Genomic DNA, 20,300 nt, shown 5'->3' on the forward strand with positions numbered 1-20,300 from the left:
CGGTCCGTAATGGCACGGTTACAGTTGGTGCTGATGCACAGCCGGAAGCTACGGCCGTGAGAACCAAGCCCAGCACTGGAAGGCCCGCATGCACAGCCCTTCGCACCAGCACCACCAGGCTTCCACTCCTGCCCTGCACCGGGAAGAGGTGCGCCGGTTGCTTGCGCCGCTGGTGGCCGGCCGGCAGCCGGAACAGGTGAAGCTGGCCGACGCCCTGGGCAGGGGCCTGGCCGCTGATGTCCTGGCCCCGGTGGACCTGCCGCCCTTTGGCAACTCGCAGATGGACGGATTTGCCGTCTCCAGCAAGGACATTCCCGACGACGGGGCTCTTCTTCGGGTCTCAGCGGCCATTCCGGCGGGGTCGGCTCCCGCACCGCTGGAGCCCGGCACAGCCGCCCCGATCATGACCGGAGCCATGCTCCCGGATGGTGCCGACGCCGTCGTGCCTGTAGAGCGGGCGGAACCTGACTCTTTCCCTGCCCCGGGCGCCGATGCCACCGTCCGCCTGCCTGCTACCGCGCCGGGCACGTATGTCAGGCCGGCAGGCAGCGATATCAGGGCAGGGCAGCTGGCGCTTGCGGCCGGAACCTTCCTTGGCCCGAGGCAACTGGGGCTGCTGGCCGCCTTGGGAATAACGGACGTCGCGGTCCACAGGGCCCTGACCGTCCTGTTGATCACTACAGGCGACGAGGTGGTGGAACCGGGCCACGCACTGGCTCCGGGGCGGATCTACGATGCCAATGCCACGCTCCTGTCAGCGGCCATGCAGCAGGCGGGCCTGCGCGTCATCCATCCGGGGATCGTCAGGGACCAGCCCGGCCGGCTGGAAGAAATCCTGATGGAACACCGGGACAGCGTCGACGTGATTGTTACGTCAGGTGGCGTCAGCAAGGGCGCGTATGAGGTGGTCCGGCAGGCGCTGGCGGACCACCCCGTCACCTTTGGCCACGTCAGCATGCAGCCTGGCGGCCCACAGGGGATCGGCACGGTCCACGGAATCCCGTTCCTGGGCTTCCCGGGCAACCCGGTCAGCTCGCTGGTGTCCTTCGAGATGTTCCTGCGCCCGGTATTGTCTGAGCTGCTTGGCGCGCCGCAGCCACGGCCCGCTGTCCGGGCACGGCTGGCGGCCGACCTGGCGTCTCCCGCCGGCAGGCACCAGGTCCGCCGGGGCACCCTGGCGCCGGACGGAACGGTGCGGCTCGAAGGCGGCGAAGGCTCCCACCTGGTGCACTCGCTGGCCCTATCCAACGCGCTGGTGCACGTACCCGCCGGCATTGAGGCTCTCACCGCGGGCCAGGAAGTGGAAGTATGGATGTTGTGACTTCTGAACCAAACGCCGATCAGCAAAAAGTCCTCACGCATCTGCGCCAGGACGGCACCGCCCACATGGTGGATGTGTCAGGCAAACCCGAAACCACCCGCGAGGCCACGGCCACCGCCACGGTCCGCAGCACCGCAGAGGTGCTTGCCCTGCTGGGCAGCGGCGGTCTGCCCAAGGGTGACGCGCTGTCCGTGGCCCGGATCGCAGGGATCCTGGCCGCCAAGAAGACGCCGGAGCTCATTCCGCTGTGCCATCCGTTGCCGTTGTCGAAGATCACCATCGACTTCGAACTCCACGAGGACAGTGTCGGGATCCTGGCCAATGTGCGGACCCGGGGAGTGACAGGCGTCGAGATGGAGGCCCTGACCGCGGTCAGCGTGGCCGCCCTCAGCGTGTACGACATGATCAAGGCGGTGGACAAGCACGCCGTCCTGACTGATATCCGCGTGCTCGCCAAGAGCGGCGGCAAGAGTGGGGACTGGACAGTATGAGCAACGAAACAAACACGGGCAACGGGATCAACACCGGCGGTGAAACGAAGACCGCGCCGGTGCACCAGCACGGTCCCGTAGGCGGCAAGGCCGGCGTCGTTATTGCCTCCACCCGGGCCGCAGCGGGTGCCTACAAGGACGAGACAGGGCCGGTCATCAGCGATTGGCTGACGGAGCACGGTTTCGAAACCCTCCCGGCCGTGGTGGTGCCGGACGGCGATGCCGTAGGAGCAGCCATCCGTGCGCTGCTGATGCTGGATCCGGCCGTCATCATTACCAGCGGCGGTACCGGGCTGAGCGCGGATGACCGCACCCCGGAGGTCACCTTGCCGCTTCTGGACCGTGAGGTTCCCGGCATCATGGAAGCGATCCGCCGCGCGGGTGCGGCCAAAACCCCGCTGGCCGCTCTCAGCCGCGGTTATGCAGGCGCTGCGGGCACAACGTTCATCGTGAACCTGCCGGGATCGCCCCACGGCGTGATGGACGGCCTGTCCGTCCTGGATCCCGTGATCGGGCACGTCTGCGAACAGCTGGCAGGTGGACATGGGCACTGAGGCAAGGTTCGACGTCGTCGCTGCAGTTCTGAGCGACGCCCCCATTTCCGTGGACCAGGCCATCGCCGCCGTTGAGTCCGATACCGCAGGTGCGGTGGTGAGCTTCAGCGGTGTGGTCCGCAACCACGATGGCGGCAAGTCCGTGCAGCGGCTGAGCTACACGGCCCACCCCAGCGCGGAACAGGTGTTGGCGGACGTGGTGGCAACACTGCTCGCCGAACATGCCGGGGACCCCGGAGAGGCGACGGTCCGGATCTGGGCAGCACACCGCACGGGTCCGCTGGAGATCGGAGACCCCGCGCTGGTGTGCGCCGTCGCCGCCGCGCACCGTGGCCAGGCGTTCGCGTTGTGTTCGGAACTGGTGGACAGGATCAAGGAACAGGTGCCCATCTGGAAGGAACAGTTCTTCTCCGACGGCACCGTGGAGTGGGTCGGGGCCGGCGGGTAGCAACTGTAGGCTTAACGCCATGACCGAACTTCTCAACGTCGCCGTGCTGGGCGCAGGCGGCCGCATGGGTGCCGAGGCCGTCAAGGCCGTCGAAGCAGCACCTGACCTCAAGCTGGTGGCCGCGCTGGGCCGCAATGACTCCCTTGACCTCGTCACCAGTTCCGGCGCCGATGTTGTGGTGGACCTGACCGTCCCCGGAAGTACCGAAGAGAACGTCCGTTTCGCCGTCGAGCACGGGATCCACGCCGTGGTGGGGACCACCGGCTGGGACGCGGAACGGCTGGCACGGCTTGAAGAACTGCTGGCGGCGCACCCGGCCACCGGCGTGCTGATAGCGCCCAACTTCGCGCTGGGCTCTGTCCTTGCCTCTGCGTTTGCCGCCAAGGCATCGCAGTATTTTGAATCCGTGGAACTCGTGGAGCTCCACCACCCTAACAAGGTTGACGCCCCGTCCGGGACGGCGGTCCGGACGGCGCAGCTCATTGCCGCAGCGCGCCAGGAAGCCGGCGTCCCGGCCAGCCCTGACGCCACGGAAACCAGCCTTGACGGTGCCCGTGGCTGTGATGTTGACGGTATCCGCGTGCACAGCGTCAGGCTCCGCGGCCTCGTTGCCCACCAGGAAGTACTGCTGGGCGGTGCGGGGGAGCAGCTGACAATCCGTCATGATTCGTTTGACCGCGAATCCTTTATGCCCGGCGTCCTCTTGGGCGTCCGCAAGGTGAATGCGCACCCTGGCCTGACGGTAGGCCTGGACGGCTACCTGGACCTCGGAATCTGAGCATGGCCGGCTTGAAAGTCCTTCAAGGCAGCAACCGCACCAAGATCTGGGTGGGTGCTGTCACGCTCCTCCTGGTGTTCTACCTCGTGGTGACTTTCCAGCGCTCGGTGCTGCTGCTCACGGACCCCGACCCCATTGCCAAGGCATTCGGCGCCGCCTACCTGGTGCTGCCGGTGATCGGCGCCTGGGCCCTGGTCCGCGAACTCCTGTTCGGTGCCAGGACCGAGCAGCTGGCAAGGATCCTGGAGGCCGAAGGCGGGCTTCCCGTGGATAACCTTCCCCGGACGCCAGGTGGCCGGATCGTGCGTGCCGCCGCGGACCAGGAATTCGACAAGTACCGGCTCGAAGCCGAGGCAGCGCCGGAGGACTGGCGCTCGTGGTTCCGCCTCAGCTGCGCCTATGACGCCGCAGGTGACAGAAAGCGGGCCAGGTCTGCCATGCGGGACGCCGTCAAGCTGCACCGGGCTGGTGCCGGCAGCGTGTAGCTAGCGGACTGGGGTCAACGGCCGCGAGCCCAGCACGTGGGCGCCGTGGGCCACCTGCTCCAGGGGACCGCGCCACTTCAGCACAGCAAACAATATGCCCAGCGCTACGGCGGTGATGGCCTGTGCGGTGTACATGCCTTCGTCCGTCCAGCCGTCAGGCCTGCCGTCGACGTAAAACGCCGCGAGCACCCAGACGTGGACCGTGTAGAGGCTGAGCGTCATGGCGCCTGCTCCGCGCAGCGGCAGCAGAAGGTCAAGGTTCAGCCAGGTGCCCAGGGAGCCCAGCAGCAGGCAACCGCCCAGCACCGCAGCTGCGGCGGAGGCCGAGTGCAGCAGGTCAAGCGTGGTTCCGGAATGTGGCGCCGCAGTGGCCAGCCACCACCACGAACCGGTCTGTTCGATCCCTGTCAGGTTGACCTGCAGCAGGCTCTCCAGGGGCCACCGGGGTTCGTCCAGTACAGCTTCGAGGGCCTGCCGGCCGCCCCAGTCTTCCATCAGGGCGTTGCCCAGTGCTTTGGCCGCTATTGCGACGGCGGTGCCGGCAACCAGCAGCAGCGCCGCCACGCGTGCCCGGTGCAGCGGGATCCGGCCGATGGCGAGCCCCACCAGGACGAAGGCCAGCCATTGGAAGACCGGGTAATAGCCGGTCAGGAAGAGATCGCCCAACAGGGGACCTGGTGTCCCCAGGTCCTCCCACGACGGATTATGGCCCAGGTGCAGCGGCGGATCGCCGGCGAGGAACCAGGGGCGGAGCAGGTAGGCCACCAGGGGTGCCAGCAGGATCCAGCCACCCGCCCACGCCAGCAGATGCCTCACCGGAAGCCCCAGGAACGGAAGTACGCAGAGGAACAGTGCGGCGTAGTGGACCAGGATGATCGCCACGTTGACTTCCAGGCCGCCCAGGGTGAGGCCGACGACGGCGATCACCAGGGCCCGCAGCGCGATTCCCCGGCGGGCCAGGCCCAATGCGGGGCCGGCAAGAGGAACCTGCCGGCCCGTTGAGAGCGCCAGCCCAACCCCCGCCAGGACAGCGAACAAAGCCGACGCCCGCCCGGAAAACGCCAGTCCCACCCAGGTGGGAGTGAGGTTGGCATCGGATTCGAAGGTGGGCATCAGGTGCGTGGCCATCATCCCCAGCAGTGCCAGCCCCCGCGCAGCGTCGACGCCTGTCAGCCGGGCCCCGCTGAGGGTGCTGTGGCCACCGGCGGCGGGGGAAGGGGAGCGGGCCATCATGGGCCGATACTCTCATATCCACCCCAGGCGCAACTGCGAAAGGCACTTGTTTTCGAATATATGTTCGAATAATATGGCGGACATGATGAAGGCAATGAGCCCAGGCGTTGTGGATTTCCTCTTCCGGCAACTGGTCACCGGCGAATCCCCCGAGGACCTCTCCTGGCAGCGCGAAGGCATCACGCTGGCAGCCCAACCTGCGGGGCCCGAACTGGCCAGGCGGCTGTCCGAAACGGATCTGGACTCCCTCACTCCCACAGAGCTGTTCCACTACGTCCGGGCGGCGCAGCGGCTTGCAACGTGGGCTGAGGGGCTGCGGGAAGCCGCGGTAGGGAAATACTGCCAGCCGGGTGCCGTGTGAACCTGCGGAGCGTTCTTAGCCGTTATTTGACGCTCATCACGTCCGGGCTATTGTTCTAACCAGCCGCGGACAGGGTAACGTTTTTTCCATGCCTGAAACTTCCGCGAACATTCCTGCTCTTGGTACCCTCCTGACCGCCATGGTCACGCCGTTCACCAAGGACGGCGCAGTGGACTACAAGCAGGCAGCGGAACTCGCCAACAAGCTGGTGGATGACGGCTGTGACGGCCTGGTGGTCACCGGCACTACCGGCGAAACCTCCACCCTTACCGACGAGGAAAACCTCGGGATGTTCCGCGCGGTCAAGGAAGCGGTCGGGGACCGCGCCGCCATCATCGCCGGTACCGGCACCAATGACACCGCCCACTCGATCCACTTGTCCCAGCGGGCAGCAGCCCTCGGCGTGGATGGCCTGCTGCTGGTGACGCCGTACTACAACAAGCCCAGCCAGGCCGGCGTCCGCGCGCACTTCGAGGCCATCGCCTCCGCAGCCGGCATTCCCGTGATGCTTTATGACATCCCCGGCCGCTCGGCCATCCCCATCGAGCCCGAGACCATTATCCGCCTGGCCCAGCACCCGAACATCGTTGCCGTCAAGGACGCCAAGGCCGATTTTGCGGCAGCAACCCAGGTTCTGGCAGAGACGGACCTGGACTACTACTCCGGCGACGACGGCCTCACCCTCCCGTGGATGGCCATCGGCGCCGTGGGACTCGTGGGCGTCACCACCCACGTTGCCACCCGGCGCTTCCGGGAGCTCGTGGACGCCATCAACGCCAATGACCTTGCCACTGCCCGAAAGATTAACTTCGAGCTGCAGCCCGTGATCCGTGCCACCATGACCCGCGTCCAGGGTGCCGTGGCGGCCAAGCAGATTCTTAAATGGCAGGGAGTCCTGCCCAACTCGATTGTCCGTTTGCCCCTCGTGGAGCCGGACGAAACCGAGATCGAAATCATCCGCGAGGATTTGGCAGAAGCGGGGCTGGTGTTCTCCTGAAGGTGATCCCGGCACCCTTCCGCCTGGAAAGTAGTGCACTATGACCCAAACCGCCCTTCCCGGCCTCACCACTCCGCCCCGGCTCGCTCCGGACACGCTGCGGATCGTGCCCCTTGGCGGCCTCGGTGAGATCGGCCGCAACATGGCCGTCTTCGAAATCGCCGGAAAGCTCCTCATCGTCGACTGCGGTGTGCTCTTCCCGGAAGAAACCCAGCCCGGCGTTGACCTGATCCTGCCGGATTTCTCCTACATCGAGGACCGCCTGGATGACATCGTCGCCGTCGTCCTGACGCACGGCCACGAGGACCACATCGGCGCCGTCCCGTACCTGCTCAGGCTCCGCAATGACATTCCGCTGATCGGTTCACAGCTCACGCTGGCGCTGATCGAGGCCAAGCTCCAGGAACACCGGATCCGTCCGTACACCCTCACCGTCTCCGAGGGCCAGGTGGAATCCTTTGGCCCCTTCGAGTGCGAATTCGTGGCGGTCAACCACTCCATCCCGGACGCCCTGGCAGTCTTTATCCGCACGGCAGGCGGCACTGTGCTGCACACCGGCGACTTCAAGATGGACCAGCTGCCCCTGGATGGACGCATCACGGACCTGCGGCACTTCTCCCGCCTGGGCGAAGAGGGCGTGGACCTCTTTATGTCCGATTCCACCAATGCTGACGTTCCCGGTTTCACTACCGCGGAAAAGGAGATCGGCCCCACGCTGGAGCGCCTTTTCGGGCAGGCCAGCAAGCGGATCATCGTCGCTTCCTTCTCCTCGCACGTCCACCGCGTCCAGCAGGTGCTCGACGCCGCCGCCAAGCACAACCGAAAGGTGGCCTTCGTTGGCCGCTCCATGGTGCGCAACATGGCCATTGCCGCCAAGCTCGGCTACCTGGACGTACCGGACGGTCTCCTGGTTGACCTGAAGAACATCGACCAGCTGGCGGACAACCGCGTGGTGCTGATGTCCACCGGTTCCCAGGGCGAGCCCATGGCAGCCCTCTCCCGCATGGCCAACGGCGACCACCGCGTGGTGGTGGGCGAAGGCGATACCGTGATCCTGGCCTCCAGCCTGATCCCCGGCAACGAGAACGCCGTGTTCAGGATCATCAACGGACTGCTGAAGCTCGGCGCTGACGTCATCCACAAGGGCAACGCCAAGGTGCACGTTTCCGGGCACGCGGCTGCCGGCGAGCTCCTGTACTGCTACAACATCCTGGAGCCGCTGAACGCCATGCCGGTGCATGGCGAGACCCGGCACCTGATCGCCAACGGCAAGATCGCCATTGAATCCGGCGTCCCTGAAGCCAGCGTGATCCTCGCGGACAACGGCACAGTAGTGGACCTCAAGAACCACCGCGCAGACATCGTCGGCCAGGTGGAGGTCGGATTTGTCTACGTCGATGGCTCCAGCGTTGGAGAAATCACGGACGCCGACCTGAAGGACCGCCGTATCCTTGGTGACGAAGGCTTCATCTCCATCATCACCGTGATCAACCGGACCACAGGCAAGGTTGTCTCCGGCCCGGAGATCCATGCCCGCGGCGTGGCAGAGGATGACGCCGTCTTTGACGAGATCATCCCCAAGATCAACGCTGCCCTGGAGGAAGCGGTCCTGAACCACGCGGACCACACCAGCCACCAGTTGCAGCAGGTTGTCCGCCGTGTTGTGGGCACGTGGGTGAACCGCAAACTGCGCCGCAAGCCCATGATCATCCCCGTGGTGCTCGAGGCATAAGGCCGCACAAGGGCAGATCATCCGGGCTGCCGGGGGCACTGAACACAGCTGCCCCCGGCCCGGAAATCCGCGGAATTGCGGCCCTCCTGGGGTAGCGTGGCGGTATGGCCACACGCACTACTTCCGCGCCCAACGGTAGATCCACCAGCAAATCCGGTGGCTCCGCACGGGGATCCGCTGCCGGGACATCCCGCGCCTCCAAGGGCGCCGGGTCAGGTTCCGCGCGCACCCGCCAGCTTCCCGCCGTCGAACACCGGCAGCCGTGGCTGGGCCGGGTCATCGGCGGCGCCTGGCAGGGACTGGGGCATCTGGTGGGCGGCGGTGTCCGCCGGATCGGCCATGACGTCAGCGGCCTTGATCCAGAGGACCGCAGGGATGGCGCGGCACTGTTCAACCTGGTCCTCGCCGTTTTTATCGCCACCTTCGCCTGGTGGGGCTTCAAGGGCTGGTTCCCCGACGCCGTCTACAGCGTGGTCAACGGAACCTTCGGCTGGGTGGCGCTGCTGCTGCCCCTGATGCTGGGCGTCTGCGCTTTGCGGCTCTTCAGGCAGCCCGCAGACAGCCGCGGAAACAACCGCGTCGGCATCGGCTTCCTCATCATGGCCTTCTCAGGTTCCGCACTGGGGCACGTGCTCGGCGGCCAGCCCACTGTGGCTGACGGCTTCGACGGCCTGCGCGAGGCCGGCGGCATGCTGGGCCTGCTGGCGGCTGCGCCCCTGGCTGCCATCCACCCTGCGGTGCCCATACTGGCGTACTCGTTGCTGGCGTTCGTCTCCCTGCTGATTGTCACGGCCACGCCGTTCACGGCCATCCCGCGCCGGATCCGGCAAGGCTACGAGCACCTTGTAGGCCTTGACCTGCAGGAGCCGGGTGAATCCGGACACGCCCATGACCGCAGCTACCTCTTCGAGAACAACGGCTCGGCCCAGGCGCCCAAAAAGAAGCGCCGCAAGCTCTTCGGCAAGGACGAAGACGCCGCTCCACGCCTCGAAGGCTACGTAGGCGACGAAGCCTTCGAGCACGCCGTCATCGACGAGGACGCACCCGCCGCGGACCGTCCCGCTCCGGGAGTCCGGCGCCCCACGCAGGCGGAGATCGCCGTCGAGAAGATCAAGGCGGCCCAGGGACTGGGTACCAAGGCTCCGGAAGGTGCCACCGAGGCCATTCCCTTGGTTGCCCCGGGCGGGGGAGCTCCTGCCGCGGCTGCGCCGTACGTTCCCGCCAAACCCGTGGTGCCGGCCCCGCTGCCCACGCCAATTCCGCAGCGTACGGAGCAGCTGTCGCTGGCCGGAGACGTGACGTACACGCTTCCTGCCTCGGACTACCTGACGCCCGGATCCATCCCGAAGGAACGCACTGAAGCCAATGACGCCGTCGTCGCCGCCCTGACCGATACCCTCCAGCAATTCAATGTGGACGCCACCGTCACCGGCTTCAGCCGTGGCCCCACTGTGACGCGCTACGAGATCGAACTCGCCTCCGGCACCAAGGTGGAGCGCGTCACGGCCCTGTCCAAGAACATCTCGTACGCCGTTGCCTCCAGTGACGTCCGCATCCTGAGCCCCATTCCGGGCAAGTCGGCCATCGGCATCGAAATCCCCAACACTGACCGTGAAACCGTTTCGCTGGGTGATGTGCTGCGCAGCCAGAACGCGCGCCGGACAGATCACCCGATGGTCATGGGTGTTGGCAAGGACGTCGAGGGCGGCTACGTGGTGGCCAACCTCGCCAAGATGCCCCACCTGCTCGTGGCCGGTGCCACGGGCGCCGGTAAATCCAGTTTCGTGAACTCGATGATCACCTCGATCCTCATGCGGGCAACACCTGACGAGGTACGCATGGTCATGGTTGACCCCAAACGCGTGGAACTCACGGCGTACGAAGGCGTCCCGCACCTCATCACGCCCATCATCACCAACCCCAAGAAAGCCGCCGAGGCGCTTCAGTGGGTAGTGCGTGAGATGGACGCCCGCTACGACGACCTCGCCAATTACGGCTACAAGCACATTGACGACTTCAACAAGGCAGTGCGTGCCGGCAAAGTTGTCCCGCCGGTGGATTCCAAGCGCGTCATCAAGCCCTACCCGTACCTGCTGGTGATTGTGGACGAGCTTGCGGACCTCATGATGGTTGCCCCGCGCGACGTCGAGGATTCCATCGTCCGCATCACTCAGCTGGCACGTGCGGCAGGTATCCACCTGGTGCTGGCAACGCAGCGGCCGTCCGTGGATGTGGTGACGGGCCTGATCAAGGCGAACGTGCCGTCCCGTATGGCATTTGCGACGTCGTCCGTCACCGATTCGCGCGTGGTGCTGGACCAGCCGGGTGCCGAGAAGCTGATCGGCCAGGGCGATGCGCTCTTCCTGCCCATGGGTGCCAACAAGGCCATGCGCGTCCAGGGTGCCTGGGTCACCGAGTCGGAGATCCACAAGGTGGTGGAGCACGTCAAGGGACAGCTCCAGGCCGTCTACCGGGACGATGTCGCTGCGGAGGCGCCGAAGAAGCAGATCGACGACGACATCGGTGACGACCTCGAGGTGCTGCTGCAGGCCACGGAACTGGTGGTCACCACGCAGTTCGGCTCCACCTCAATGCTGCAGCGCAAGCTGCGCGTGGGCTTCGCCAAGGCCGGCCGCCTGATGGACCTGCTCGAATCCAGGGGAGTGGTGGGGCCGTCCGAAGGGTCCAAGGCCCGTGACGTCCTCGTGAAGCCGGACGACCTCGCGGCAGTGCTCGCTGCCATGAAGGGCCAGGACGGGCCTGCCGTCGCCGACTCCCAGACGGCTGCCCTGAGCGACAACGCCAACGCCAACATCCCCCAGGGTGGCTACGCGGAGGACCTGGTGGCAGCTGACCTGGACCAGCGTGCCCAGGCCGTGGAATATTACGACGGCGCTGACGCCTCGTCAGGCGACGATGACGAGGACGGCTCCGAGGACGCCTGGTCACTCACCGGACGCTGACGGGACTGCCGGAGGACCCAGGGCCCGGAGGCGTTAGCCTAGATACGTGACTAGCCCCGACGTAGCAGCCTCCGGTTCCAGTGCCTCAACCATCTGGAACCTGCCCAATGTCCTGACGATGCTCCGCATTGTCCTGGTCCCGTTCTTTGTCTGGTTCCTGGTCCTTGATGCGCCAGGACTGGAGAGTGCCGCCGGTGTGTGGAGGTGGGCAGCCTTCGCTTGCTTCGCCGTCGCCATCTACACGGACAAGCTCGACGGCGACATCGCCCGCAGCAGGGGACTGGTCACCGACTTCGGAAAAATTGCCGATCCCATCGCCGACAAGCTGCTGACCGGGTCCGCCCTGGTCATGCTGTCGATTCTCGGCGAGCTGCCGTGGTGGATCACCCTCGTGATCCTGGTGCGCGAATGGGGTATTACCGCGCTGCGCTTCTTCGTGATCCGCTACGGGGTCATTCCCGCCTCCAAGGGTGGAAAGCTCAAGACCGTGGTGCAGACGGCCGCGATCCTGCTTTACCTTTTCCCGCTGACTGTTGGCACCGCCTGGCTCGGAATCGTTGCCCTTGTGGTGATGCTGGTGGCCGTGGCCGTGACGGTGTGGACCGGCGTCGATTACGTGGTGGAAGCCCTGAAACTGCGCAACGCCGGCCGCGCCGTTCCCGGAGAGGCGGGGAAAGCCGGTAACGCCGGGGACGCGGGCGCCCGGTGAGCAAGCTGCACGAGGTGGCCGCAGAAGTGGTTCGTGCCGCTCTCGACGCCGGCGTGACCGTTGGCACGGCAGAGTCACTGACGGCAGGACTCGTCTCAGCTTCGCTCGCGGATATCCCCGGAGCGTCTGGGATGCTCCAAGGCGGGGTGGTTGCTTATCAGAATTCTGTCAAGGCTGACGTACTGGGCGTGCCGGAGGACCTCCTGGAGCGTGTTGGTTCCGTGGACGGCGCTGTGGCGGCTGCGATGGCGTCCGGGGCGCGGAAGGCCTGTGGAGCCGGCCTGGGAGTTTCCACCACGGGAGTTGCCGGCCCGGAAACGCACGACGGCAAGGCCGTGGGAACCGTGTTCATTGGAATAGCCGGCGAGCACGGCGAAAAATCGTTTGAATACGCCTTTACCGGCGGCCGCGCAGCCATCCGGTCGCAGGCCTGTCAAGCTGCACTGGAGCGGCTGCTCGCTGAAATTGAGTCGTTGCTTTACCAGCGGTAAAGTCGCCGGGAACAAATTCCGGTAGCCAATAGTTGTTACTTTGTGTCGCCCCTGATGAAGCGGGGCGCCTAGGATGATTAAACAACCGGTTCGCCCACAGCGGCCGGATCGAAGAGGGAGCAAGGCGATACAGATGGTAAAGCAGCCCGTATCCGTAAACGGCGTTGTCCGCTGGAAGGATGTGGGCCTCGCCAATCAGGGCAAGAGCGATCAGAAGGAGCGCAAGATGGTTGTACTTCGTCATGAAATCGGTGATGTATTGCGCGATGTCCGCCAGCGTCAGGGACGCACGCTCCGTGAAGTTTCCCACAGCGCCCGCGTGTCGTTGGGTTACCTCAGTGAAGTTGAGCGCGGCCAGAAGGAAGCATCCTCAGAACTGTTGTCATCTATTTGTTCCGCACTGGATGTCCCGTTGTCCAGCATGCTTCGCGAAGTCAGCGACCGCGTAGCCGTAGCTGAAGGTGTTGCAGTTCCGGACACCGTTCCCCAGGAATTTGCCCAGCGCTACGGCCGCGATCTTGGTGCGGAACTCGCAACGGACCTGAACGACGAACTGTCCAAGGGCCTGCTCTCCGGGGCCCGCTAAGCTCAAAATTCCACCCCTTTAGACCAGCAGGAAAAGGCCTCCGCCACACGGGACAATCCGTGGGGCGGAGGCCTTTTCCGTGTCCTGGCCGCCTGCATTCCAGCAGGCCTGCTGCTAAATCTCGTTCAGGCGGGCCAGGTAGCCGGCCAGGGTCTCGAGCTCTTCATCCGGCCACTCGTTCAGCCGTTCGCGGAAAGCCTGCCGGCGCGCGTCCTGCACCTGGCTCATCTTCGCTTCACCCTCCGGGGTGAGGCGGATCGAGGATGCCCTGCCGTCCAACGGGTCAGCTTCCTTGTAAACCAACCCGATGTTTTCCAGGAAAGCCACCTGGCGGCTGACGGAGGGCTTGCCCACGCCAAGGCAGGAGGCCAGCTCCGTCAACCGGATGGGCCCTTCGCGCCGGAGCACGGACAACAGGCCGTAGGCCGCCGGCTCCATGTCCGGATGGACCTGCCGCGAGAGCTGCGCCGACAGGGACCGGGCGCGGCGCCAGAAGAGGCTCAACTGGTCCTCGACGGAGTTCAGGGCCTGGTCGTGCGCATCGCGGTTGCTCATGGCAATCATTCTAGTTGCGGACCGCATGGCATCCGGTCGGGGAGGCAGTTGCCGCGTGAGAGACTCGTTAGGTGAGAATCAGTGACTTTTGGCGCCTGATGGACGACGAATTCGGTGCCGGGTATTCCCGGGTGCTGGGCTCCTCCCTCATCCTGGCGGGAGGGCGCGGTGTCGCAGGCCGGACTGCCCAGGAGGCCCTGGCATCTGGAGCCAACCCGCGGGAGGTATGGCTTGCCGTCTGCGAGATCCAGGACGTTCCACAGGAACGGCGGCTGGGCAGGGATATCAAGCCCAAACCCTGACCCAGGTGACACGCCGGGTGAAGTGTTCGAATATCTGTTCGGGTAAAGCTATGATTTTTTCAAGACTTATCCACATACGCAAAGTCATCCCGGGTCATTGTCAGAGGGTGCCGTTAGCGTCAGAGATGACCAGACAGTCGGCCGGCGAGGCCACTCCACAGCGAGAAAACATTAGAGGTGTGAACCATGGCGGCAGCCCCGGATCGTGAAAAAGCGCTGGAAGCAGCACTGGCCCAGATCGACAAGCAATTCGGCAAGGGATCGGTCATGCGCCTGGGGGATGAGGTCCGTGCCCCCATTGAGATCATCCCCACCGGCTCCATCGCACTGGATGTCGCACTGGGAATTGGCGGACTGCCACGTGGCCGTGTCGTAGAGATCTACGGCCCTGAATCCTCAGGTAAAACCACAGTTGCGCTGCACGCTGTGGCCAACGCCCAGCGGCAAGGCGGCATTGCCGCGTTCATCGACGCCGAGCACGCCCTGGATCCGGAATACGCTGCCAAGCTCGGCGTGGACACGGATGCGCTCCTCGTCTCCCAGCCGGACACCGGCGAGCAGGCACTGGAGATCATGGACATGCTGGTGGGCTCCGGCTCGCTGGACGTCATTGTGATCGACTCCGTGGCTGCCCTGGTTCCCCGCGCGGAAATCGAAGGCGACATGGGAGACAGCCACGTTGGCCTGCAGGCCCGTCTGATGAGCCAGGCCCTCCGTAAGATCACCGGCCGCCTCAGCCAGACCAAAACCACCGCCATCTTCATCAACCAGCTGCGCGAGAAGATCGGTGTGTTCTTCGGGTCACCGGAAACCACCACAGGCGGTAAGGCCCTGAAGTTCTACGCCTCCATCCGCATTGACGTCCGCCGCATCCAGACGCTGAAGGAAGGCTCGGACTCGGTGGGTAACCGCACCAAGGCCAAGATCGTCAAGAACAAGATGGCGCCGCCCTTCAAGATCGCAGAATTCGACATCATCTATGGCCAGGGCATTTCCCGTGAGGGCGGCATCATCGATATGGGCGTGGAGCACGGCATCATCAAGAAGTCCGGTTCCTGGTTCACCTACGATGGGGACCAGCTGGGCCAGGGCATGGAAAACTCCCGCCGCTTCCTGCGTGACAACCCGGAGCTGTCCGCCGAACTGGAGCGCCTCATCAAGGAAAAGCTCGGTGTTGGTGCCAGCGCGGCCACCGAAACCGAGGAGAGCCCCAAGCTGAAGGCAGTCGACGGGTTCTAGGATGGCAGGCCCCGAATTTGATGCGGAGGCGGACCCGGCAGCCGTAGCGCGCAACATCGTGCTGCGCCAGCTCACCGCCTCCGCCAAGAGCAGGTTGCAGCTGTCCCGCAAACTGGCGGAACGCGGCATTCCTGAAGACGTGGCCGAATCGGTGCTGGACCGCTTCGAGGAAGTCCACCTGGTTGACGACTCCGAATTCGCTGAGGCATGGGTCCGCAGCCGTGCCGCAAGCCGGAAACTGGCCAAGGGTGCGCTGCGCCGGGAGCTCTCAGACAAGGGCATCACGGCTGAACAAGCCGAGGCAGCGTTGGAGCAGCTTTCTGATGAAGACGAAGAAGCTGCTGCCCGGGAGCTGGTCCGGAAGAAGCTGCGCGGCAAGCCGCTGCCCGTAGACAGGGCTGAACGGGAGAAGGTCACCCGCAGGCTGGCTGGCATGTTGGCCCGCAAGGGGTATTCCCCGGCATTGGCCTTCAGGATCGTCGGCGAGGAATTCGACGTCGCGGACCTGGTTCCGGGCGACTGACGTCCCGCTGTTCGTGATCCGCGGCGGACACGCCGGAGGTGCTGAGCCGTTACCCTTAATGGGTGAGTTTGACCATTCCTTCCCCCGCAGCCAGCCAGTCTTCCCTTGAGCCAGGGGAGGATCGTGCCGGTGGCGTTGCGCCGCGAACCTACCAGGTGCGGACGTTCGGTTGCCAGATGAACGTCCACGACTCCGAGCGCATGGCCGGCCTGCTCGAAGGCGCCGGAATGGTTCCCGTCGAGGACGGCCACGCAGACGTAGTGGTGTTCAACACCTGCGCGGTCAGGGAAAACGCGGACAACAAGCTCTACGGCAACCTGGGAATCCTCGCGCCTGTCAAGGCTGCCAACCCGGGCATGCAGATTGCCGTTGGAGGCTGCCTCGCCCAGAAGGACCGCGAGACCATCCTCCGGAAAGCCCCGTGGGTTGACGCCGTCTTCGGTACCCATAACGTGGGCGCCCTCCCTGCGCTACTGGAGCGGGCCCGGCACAACAGCGAAGCCCAGCTGGAAATCCTGGAATCCCTGGATGTCTTCCCCTCCACCCTGCCCACCAAACGCGACTCGGTGTACTCCGGCTGGGTATCCATCTCCGTGGGCTGCAACAACACCTGCACGTTCTGCATCGTGCCTTCGCTCCGCGGCAAGGAGAAGGACCGCAGGCCGGGGGACATCCTGGCAGAGATCCAGGCGCTGGTGGATGATGGCGCCATTGAGGTAACCCTGCTGGGCCAAAATGTGAACTCCTACGGTGTGGAGTTCGGCGACCGGCAGGCGTTCTCCAAGCTGCTGCGGGCCTGCGGAGAGATCAAGGGCCTGGAGCGCGTCCGCTTCACCAGCCCGCACCCGGCAGCCTTCACCGATGACGTCATCGAGGCCATGGCGGAGACTCCCAACGTGATGCCACAGCTGCACATGCCGCTGCAGTCCGGCTCTGATTCCATCCTCAAGGCCATGAAGAGGTCCTACCGCTCCACCAGGTTCCTGGGCATCCTGGACAAGGTGCGTGAGCGTATTCCGCAGGCCGCCATCTCCACGGACATCATTGTCGGCTTCCCGGGCGAAACAGAAGAGGACTTCCAGGCCACACTGGACGTCGTCGCCCGCTCACGCTTCGCCACGGCTTTTACCTTCCAGTATTCAAAGCGGCCCGGGACCCCTGCCGCCGAACTCGCGGAGCAACTCCCCAAGTCCGTGGTGCAGGAACGCTTCGAACGCCTCACCGCGCTGCAGGACCGGATTGCGGCCGAAGAAAACGCCAAGCAGCTTGGCCGGCGGGTCGAGGTGATGGTCACGGCACAGTCGGGCAGGAAGTCGGAGGAGACGCACCGGCGTTCAGGTCGCGCGCAGGATCAGCGGCTTGTCCACTTCTCCGTTCCTGAGGGGGCGGAATCTCCCCGTCCCGGAGACCTGGTGACGGTCACGATCACGGAAGCCGCGGCCTTCCACCTGGTGGCCGATCCGGACCTTGCTGACTACAGCCTGCGCCGCTCCCGGGCGGGCGACGCCTGGGACCGGTCGCAGGCGGATTCCTGCGGCGTTCCCGCTCCAGGCGGCAACCCGGCAGGCACCACCGGGGTATCACTGGGGATGCCTGCACTTCCTCCGCGCGCCGGCTGACGCACGTGGCAATCGACGCAAACATCTCCGCGCCGCCGGTGATCGCCGTCGTCGGACCTACCGGTTCAGGGAAATCGGACCTGGCGGTTGAGCTGGCCCTGGCCCTGGACGGTGAGGTGATCAACGCCGACGCCATGCAGTTCTACCGCGGCATGGACATCGGGACCGCCAAGATCACTATTCCCGAACGCCGCGGTGTGCCACATCACTTGCTGGACATCCTGGAGGTCACCGACGAAGCCAACGTTGCGGATTTCCAGCAGCTGGCCAGGGCCGCCATTGAGGATATCCATGGACGGGGGAAGCGGGCCATCCTGGCAGGAGGGTCAGGGCTGTACATTCGTGCCGCGCTTGATGTCCTGGAGTTTCCGGGAACAGACGCCCAGGTCAGGAGCAGGATCGAAGCGGAATTCGCCCGGCAGGGCCCGGCAGCCATGCTGGCCCGGCTGGAAGCCGTTGATCCCGTTTCCGCGTCAAGGCTGGGGGATGAACGCCGCATTGTCCGGGCCCTGGAAGTCCATGAGCTGACGGGACGGCCCTTCAGTTCATTCATGCCCACCCGCGAGTACTTCCGGCCAGCCGTCCAGATCGGGCTGGACGTCGACCGCGACCAGCTGCGCGGGCGCCTCGCCTCCCGTGTGCACCGCATGGTGGAGGGCGGACTCCTTGAGGAGGTGCAAAGACTCGACGCAGCAGGGTTGCGGCGCGGGCGAACGGCGGCGCGGGCGTTGGGGTATGCCCAGTTCCTCCGCGTCCTGGACGGCGAATCCGATGTTGAAACAGCGGCTGGGGAAACGATTGTGGCCACCAGGCAGTTCGCCCGGCGCCAGCTGACATGGTTCCGCGCCGACCCCCGCATCAACTGGCTGGACTGGCAGCACCCTGCCTTGGTGGCGGAGGCCGTGAGGCTTTCGTCAACGTCCCTGCCACCCCGGTAGGCTTGAATCATGGATCCGATTACCGCAGAAGCCCTTGAACCCGCGCAGACCGAGCTGACCGGTCTTGAGTTCGCCAAGGGGCACGGCACGGGCAACGATTTTGTCCTTGTTGCCGATCCTTCAGGGAAACACACCATCACCGCCGGCCAGGTTGCCACGCTGTGTGACCGCCACCGGGGAATCGGCGCTGATGGGGTGATCCGTGCTGTACCGTCGCGTTTCCTGCCTGAGGGCGAGGCGCTTCTTGCCACCCATCCTGAGGCTGAATGGTTCATGGACTACCGGAACGGGGATGGTTCGCTCTCGGAAATGTGCGGTAACGGGGTGCGGGTATTCATCCACTTCCTCAGGACCGAAGGCCTGATCAGCCTGGCAGACGGTGAGGCGATCACCATTGGAACCCGTGGCGGCATCAAAACAGTCGTGCGCACCGGCAACGACTACGCGGTGGACATGGGCCCGTGGGAATTCATCTACCCCGGCGAGGCCGCCGCGAAGGCCATGGACTCGACTGTCGCTGCGGACGGCCTCTCTGTTCCCCGCCCGGCCCTTTCCGTCAGCATGGGCAACCCGCACACTGTGGTGGCCCTGGCCGAACTGTCGGAATTGTCCGCCACCCGGCTCTGGGAAGCTCCAGCTGTGGAGCCCGTTCCCGCCCATGGCACCAATGTGGAATTCGTTGTACCGTCCGAACCTCTGGTCAAGGACGGCGTCGGCAGCATCACCATGCGCGTCCATGAACGCGGTGTGGGGGAGACGCAATCGTGCGGTACGGGTGCCTGCGCCGCAGCAGTCGCCATCCGGCATTGGGCCGGCGCCGGGGCGCCGGACGCCTGGCAGGTTCACGTTCCCGGCGGCGTTGTGGGAGTGAAATTCTTTCCGGGCGCCGAGGGCCATGAGCACGTCGAGCTGAGCGGGCCGGCCGTGATCGTGGCTAAAGGGCAGCTTTCCTGACCCGCAGGATGCGGAAGGACTTGGCTGTGCTTTCCCGCGTAACCGAGTAACCGGCGTCGAGGGTCTCGGCCAGCCAGCGCTGGAGTGAATCCGCTCCAAGGTTCTTCTGCACCACCAGCCATGCCGTGCCGCCGGGAGCCAGCCGCGGCAGCCATTGGAGCAGCAGGGCGTGCAGGCCGTCCTTGCCGATCCGGATCGGTGGATTGGACCAGATGGTGTCAAAGCGCAGTTCCGGGTCCACGGATTCGGGTGTACCGGCGGTGACGTTGGCGAGCCCGAGCAGCCCGGCGTTTTCGTTGGTCAGGGTGATGCAGCGTTCGTTGACGTCCACGGCGTAAACGTGGGCGTGCGGAGCCTGCAGTGCCATGGTCAGGGCGATGGGCCCCCACCCGCAGCCGACATCGAGCAGGTTTCCAGTAGGCGCCGGGGGCGGAACCTCGGACAGCAGGATCGCCGTGCCTTTGTCGATTCCGTCAGGGCTGAAGATTCCCGTGGAGGTCTGCAGGTGGCGCGTTTGGCCTGCGAGTTCGACTGTCAGCGGCTTGCGCTGGAAGGGGCCGGCGGGCGAGGCCGTGAAATAGTGTGCAGACTCCATAATGGGCCAGACTAGTATCGGCCATGCACGAATACGAATCGTGGGGCCAGGGCCCGGCTCTGCTACCATGGAGACCATGATTTTGATTTTCCAGTAGCTGGACTTTCCCCCAGCGGCGATGCAGGCACTCAGTTGCCTTCCGCCGTCGTCGTGATCACCGTTGGTTTGACAGGTATCAGGCGACGTCCCACACCAACCGATGGGCGGCCTCAACGTTCCGCCCCGGCCGGAGAATCAAAAAACGCATCAGCCCCTGTATCCGCCGGATGCGGATTTCGCGGGCATTCCTTGGCCTCTCCGGCCACCTGAAACCCGTCACGTACGCCAGGAACCAGCGTTGCTGTCCGGCCCTACGTGGCAGCCAGGAGAACCATGACCCAAACACATCAGCCCAGCGCGAATTCCGCGCCCCAATCACCGAATCGG

At 65.2% G+C, this 20,300-nt stretch carries 22 protein-coding genes; 19 read left to right on the top strand and 3 right to left on the bottom strand.

What is annotated here, in order from left to right:
• Nucleotides 1-88 precede the first annotated feature (88 nt).
• The 6 genes from glp to ACPJW8_RS06270 are packed head-to-tail and all read left to right on the top strand — an operon-like array spanning nt 89 to nt 4,077.
• Nucleotides 89-1,321, top strand: a complete 1,233-nt coding sequence (gene glp, locus ACPJW8_RS06245) for a gephyrin-like molybdotransferase Glp (RefSeq protein ID WP_330186941.1) — start codon at nt 89-91, stop codon at nt 1,319-1,321.
• A complete protein-coding gene (gene moaC, locus ACPJW8_RS06250; RefSeq protein ID WP_330186942.1) occupies nt 1,309-1,812 on the top strand; it encodes a cyclic pyranopterin monophosphate synthase MoaC in 504 nt (167 codons plus the stop codon). The genes glp and moaC overlap by 13 nt, the downstream gene beginning before the upstream one ends.
• The gene (locus ACPJW8_RS06255; protein WP_330186943.1) at nt 1,809-2,366 is read left to right on the top strand and encodes a MogA/MoaB family molybdenum cofactor biosynthesis protein; all 558 of its coding nucleotides are present in this window, start codon (nt 1,809-1,811) and stop codon (nt 2,364-2,366) included. The genes moaC and ACPJW8_RS06255 overlap by 4 nt, the downstream gene beginning before the upstream one ends.
• Nucleotides 2,356-2,814 (top strand): molybdenum cofactor biosynthesis protein MoaE, encoded by a 459-nt coding sequence (locus tag ACPJW8_RS06260; protein WP_330186944.1) that lies wholly within the window; start codon nt 2,356-2,358, stop codon nt 2,812-2,814. The genes ACPJW8_RS06255 and ACPJW8_RS06260 overlap by 11 nt, the downstream gene beginning before the upstream one ends.
• Before the next feature lie 19 nt (nt 2,815-2,833).
• Complete coding sequence (gene dapB / locus ACPJW8_RS06265; RefSeq protein WP_330186945.1) at nt 2,834-3,592, top strand: 4-hydroxy-tetrahydrodipicolinate reductase; 759 nt, start codon at nt 2,834-2,836, stop codon at nt 3,590-3,592.
• A 2-nt stretch (nt 3,593-3,594) separates the two neighbouring features.
• Nucleotides 3,595-4,077 (top strand): hypothetical protein, encoded by a 483-nt coding sequence (locus tag ACPJW8_RS06270; RefSeq protein ID WP_330186946.1) that lies wholly within the window; start codon nt 3,595-3,597, stop codon nt 4,075-4,077.
• Here ACPJW8_RS06270 and ACPJW8_RS06275 read toward each other — a convergent pair whose 3' ends face one another.
• Complete coding sequence (locus ACPJW8_RS06275; RefSeq protein WP_330186947.1) at nt 4,078-5,310, bottom strand: heparan-alpha-glucosaminide N-acetyltransferase domain-containing protein; 1,233 nt, start codon at nt 5,308-5,310, stop codon at nt 4,078-4,080. It abuts the gene before it with no gap.
• Between the two features lie 94 nt (nt 5,311-5,404).
• Between ACPJW8_RS06275 and ACPJW8_RS06280 the strand changes: the two genes are divergently transcribed.
• The 7 genes from ACPJW8_RS06280 to ACPJW8_RS06310 all read left to right on the top strand — a co-directional run bounded on the left by ACPJW8_RS06280 (nt 5,405) and on the right by ACPJW8_RS06310 (nt 13,149).
• Entirely contained in the window at nt 5,405-5,671 is a 267-nt protein-coding gene (locus ACPJW8_RS06280; RefSeq protein ID WP_330186948.1) for a hypothetical protein, read from the top strand.
• Nucleotides 5,672-5,759: 88 nt separating this feature from the next.
• Complete coding sequence (gene dapA, locus ACPJW8_RS06285; RefSeq protein ID WP_330186949.1) at nt 5,760-6,668, top strand: 4-hydroxy-tetrahydrodipicolinate synthase; 909 nt, start codon at nt 5,760-5,762, stop codon at nt 6,666-6,668.
• A 40-nt stretch (nt 6,669-6,708) separates the two neighbouring features.
• Nucleotides 6,709-8,400, top strand: a complete 1,692-nt coding sequence (locus ACPJW8_RS06290) for a ribonuclease J (protein ID WP_330186950.1) — start codon at nt 6,709-6,711, stop codon at nt 8,398-8,400.
• A 104-nt stretch (nt 8,401-8,504) separates the two neighbouring features.
• Nucleotides 8,505-11,363: an FtsK/SpoIIIE family DNA translocase gene (locus tag ACPJW8_RS06295; RefSeq protein ID WP_330186951.1), complete on the top strand. Its 2,859-nt coding sequence runs from the start codon at nt 8,505-8,507 to the stop codon at nt 11,361-11,363.
• A gap of 46 nt (nt 11,364-11,409) precedes the next feature.
• Nucleotides 11,410-12,072, top strand: a complete 663-nt coding sequence (pgsA, locus tag ACPJW8_RS06300) for a CDP-diacylglycerol--glycerol-3-phosphate 3-phosphatidyltransferase (RefSeq protein WP_330186952.1) — start codon at nt 11,410-11,412, stop codon at nt 12,070-12,072.
• The gene (locus tag ACPJW8_RS06305) at nt 12,069-12,563 is read left to right on the top strand and encodes a CinA family protein (protein ID WP_330186953.1); all 495 of its coding nucleotides are present in this window, start codon (nt 12,069-12,071) and stop codon (nt 12,561-12,563) included. Before pgsA ends, ACPJW8_RS06305 begins: the two co-directional genes overlap by 4 nt.
• 133 nt (nt 12,564-12,696) lie before the next feature.
• A complete protein-coding gene (locus ACPJW8_RS06310; RefSeq protein ID WP_330186954.1) occupies nt 12,697-13,149 on the top strand; it encodes a helix-turn-helix transcriptional regulator in 453 nt (150 codons plus the stop codon).
• Between the two features lie 114 nt (nt 13,150-13,263).
• On the opposite strand, the gene ACPJW8_RS06315 is transcribed toward ACPJW8_RS06310, so the two are convergent.
• Complete coding sequence (locus ACPJW8_RS06315; RefSeq protein ID WP_425256426.1) at nt 13,264-13,713, bottom strand: MarR family winged helix-turn-helix transcriptional regulator; 450 nt, start codon at nt 13,711-13,713, stop codon at nt 13,264-13,266.
• Nucleotides 13,714-13,775: 62 nt separating this feature from the next.
• On the opposite strand from ACPJW8_RS06315, the gene ACPJW8_RS06320 reads away from it, so the two are divergent.
• The 6 genes from ACPJW8_RS06320 (at nt 13,776) to dapF (ending at nt 19,279) form a co-directional block, all read left to right on the top strand.
• Nucleotides 13,776-14,006 carry a DUF3046 domain-containing protein gene (locus tag ACPJW8_RS06320; RefSeq protein ID WP_330186956.1) on the top strand — a complete coding sequence of 77 codons (231 nt, stop codon included), beginning with the start codon at nt 13,776-13,778 and terminating at the stop codon, nt 14,004-14,006.
• Between the two features lie 186 nt (nt 14,007-14,192).
• Complete coding sequence (gene recA / locus ACPJW8_RS06325) at nt 14,193-15,245, top strand: recombinase RecA (RefSeq protein ID WP_330186957.1); 1,053 nt, start codon at nt 14,193-14,195, stop codon at nt 15,243-15,245.
• Between the two features lies 1 nt (nt 15,246).
• Entirely contained in the window at nt 15,247-15,768 is a 522-nt protein-coding gene (locus tag ACPJW8_RS06330) for a regulatory protein RecX (RefSeq protein ID WP_330186958.1), read from the top strand.
• 176 nt (nt 15,769-15,944) lie between these two features.
• Complete coding sequence (miaB, locus tag ACPJW8_RS06335; RefSeq protein ID WP_425256462.1) at nt 15,945-17,387, top strand: tRNA (N6-isopentenyl adenosine(37)-C2)-methylthiotransferase MiaB; 1,443 nt, start codon at nt 15,945-15,947, stop codon at nt 17,385-17,387.
• A 23-nt stretch (nt 17,388-17,410) separates the two neighbouring features.
• Nucleotides 17,411-18,325 (top strand): tRNA (adenosine(37)-N6)-dimethylallyltransferase MiaA, encoded by a 915-nt coding sequence (miaA, locus tag ACPJW8_RS06340; protein ID WP_330187037.1) that lies wholly within the window; start codon nt 17,411-17,413, stop codon nt 18,323-18,325.
• A 9-nt stretch (nt 18,326-18,334) separates the two neighbouring features.
• Entirely contained in the window at nt 18,335-19,279 is a 945-nt protein-coding gene (gene dapF, locus ACPJW8_RS06345) for a diaminopimelate epimerase (RefSeq protein WP_330186960.1), read from the top strand.
• Here the strand turns inward: dapF and ACPJW8_RS06350 are convergent.
• Nucleotides 19,260-19,874, bottom strand: coding sequence for a class I SAM-dependent methyltransferase (locus ACPJW8_RS06350; RefSeq protein WP_330186961.1), 615 nt, complete (start codon nt 19,872-19,874; stop codon nt 19,260-19,262). The two genes, dapF and ACPJW8_RS06350, sit on opposite strands and share 20 nt — an antisense overlap.
• Nucleotides 19,875-20,300 lie beyond the last annotated feature (426 nt).

The organism is Pseudarthrobacter sp. J47 (assembly GCF_049810315.1).
Lineage (GTDB): Bacteria > Actinomycetota > Actinomycetes > Actinomycetales > Micrococcaceae > Arthrobacter.

What these genes read in the sequence shown, in the direction of transcription:
- dapA (WP_330186949.1), top strand. Translation starts at nt 5,760, where the DNA reads ATGCCTGAAACTTCCGCGAACATTCCTGCTCTTGGTACCCTCCTGACC.
- glp (WP_330186941.1), top strand. Translation starts at nt 89, where the DNA reads ATGCACAGCCCTTCGCACCAGCACCACCAGGCTTCCACTCCTGCCCTG.
- ACPJW8_RS06330 (WP_330186958.1), top strand. Translation starts at nt 15,247, where the DNA reads ATGGCAGGCCCCGAATTTGATGCGGAGGCGGACCCGGCAGCCGTAGCG.
- ACPJW8_RS06260 (WP_330186944.1), top strand. Translation starts at nt 2,356, where the DNA reads ATGGGCACTGAGGCAAGGTTCGACGTCGTCGCTGCAGTTCTGAGCGAC.
- ACPJW8_RS06255 (WP_330186943.1), top strand. Translation starts at nt 1,809, where the DNA reads ATGAGCAACGAAACAAACACGGGCAACGGGATCAACACCGGCGGTGAA.
- moaC (WP_330186942.1), top strand. Translation starts at nt 1,309, where the DNA reads ATGGATGTTGTGACTTCTGAACCAAACGCCGATCAGCAAAAAGTCCTC.
- ACPJW8_RS06270 (WP_330186946.1), top strand. Translation starts at nt 3,595, where the DNA reads ATGGCCGGCTTGAAAGTCCTTCAAGGCAGCAACCGCACCAAGATCTGG.
- ACPJW8_RS06350 (WP_330186961.1), bottom strand. Translation starts at nt 19,874, where the DNA reads ATGGAGTCTGCACACTATTTCACGGCCTCGCCCGCCGGCCCCTTCCAG.
- ACPJW8_RS06280 (WP_330186948.1), top strand. Translation starts at nt 5,405, where the DNA reads ATGAGCCCAGGCGTTGTGGATTTCCTCTTCCGGCAACTGGTCACCGGC.
- dapB (WP_330186945.1), top strand. Translation starts at nt 2,834, where the DNA reads ATGACCGAACTTCTCAACGTCGCCGTGCTGGGCGCAGGCGGCCGCATG.
- ACPJW8_RS06315 (WP_425256426.1), bottom strand. Translation starts at nt 13,713, where the DNA reads ATGATTGCCATGAGCAACCGCGATGCGCACGACCAGGCCCTGAACTCC.
- ACPJW8_RS06275 (WP_330186947.1), bottom strand. Translation starts at nt 5,310, where the DNA reads ATGATGGCCCGCTCCCCTTCCCCCGCCGCCGGTGGCCACAGCACCCTC.
- ACPJW8_RS06290 (WP_330186950.1), top strand. Translation starts at nt 6,709, where the DNA reads ATGACCCAAACCGCCCTTCCCGGCCTCACCACTCCGCCCCGGCTCGCT.
- miaB (WP_425256462.1), top strand. Translation starts at nt 15,945, where the DNA reads ATGAACGTCCACGACTCCGAGCGCATGGCCGGCCTGCTCGAAGGCGCC.
- dapF (WP_330186960.1), top strand. Translation starts at nt 18,335, where the DNA reads ATGGATCCGATTACCGCAGAAGCCCTTGAACCCGCGCAGACCGAGCTG.
- recA (WP_330186957.1), top strand. Translation starts at nt 14,193, where the DNA reads ATGGCGGCAGCCCCGGATCGTGAAAAAGCGCTGGAAGCAGCACTGGCC.
- ACPJW8_RS06310 (WP_330186954.1), top strand. Translation starts at nt 12,697, where the DNA reads ATGGTAAAGCAGCCCGTATCCGTAAACGGCGTTGTCCGCTGGAAGGAT.
- ACPJW8_RS06295 (WP_330186951.1), top strand. Translation starts at nt 8,505, where the DNA reads ATGGCCACACGCACTACTTCCGCGCCCAACGGTAGATCCACCAGCAAA.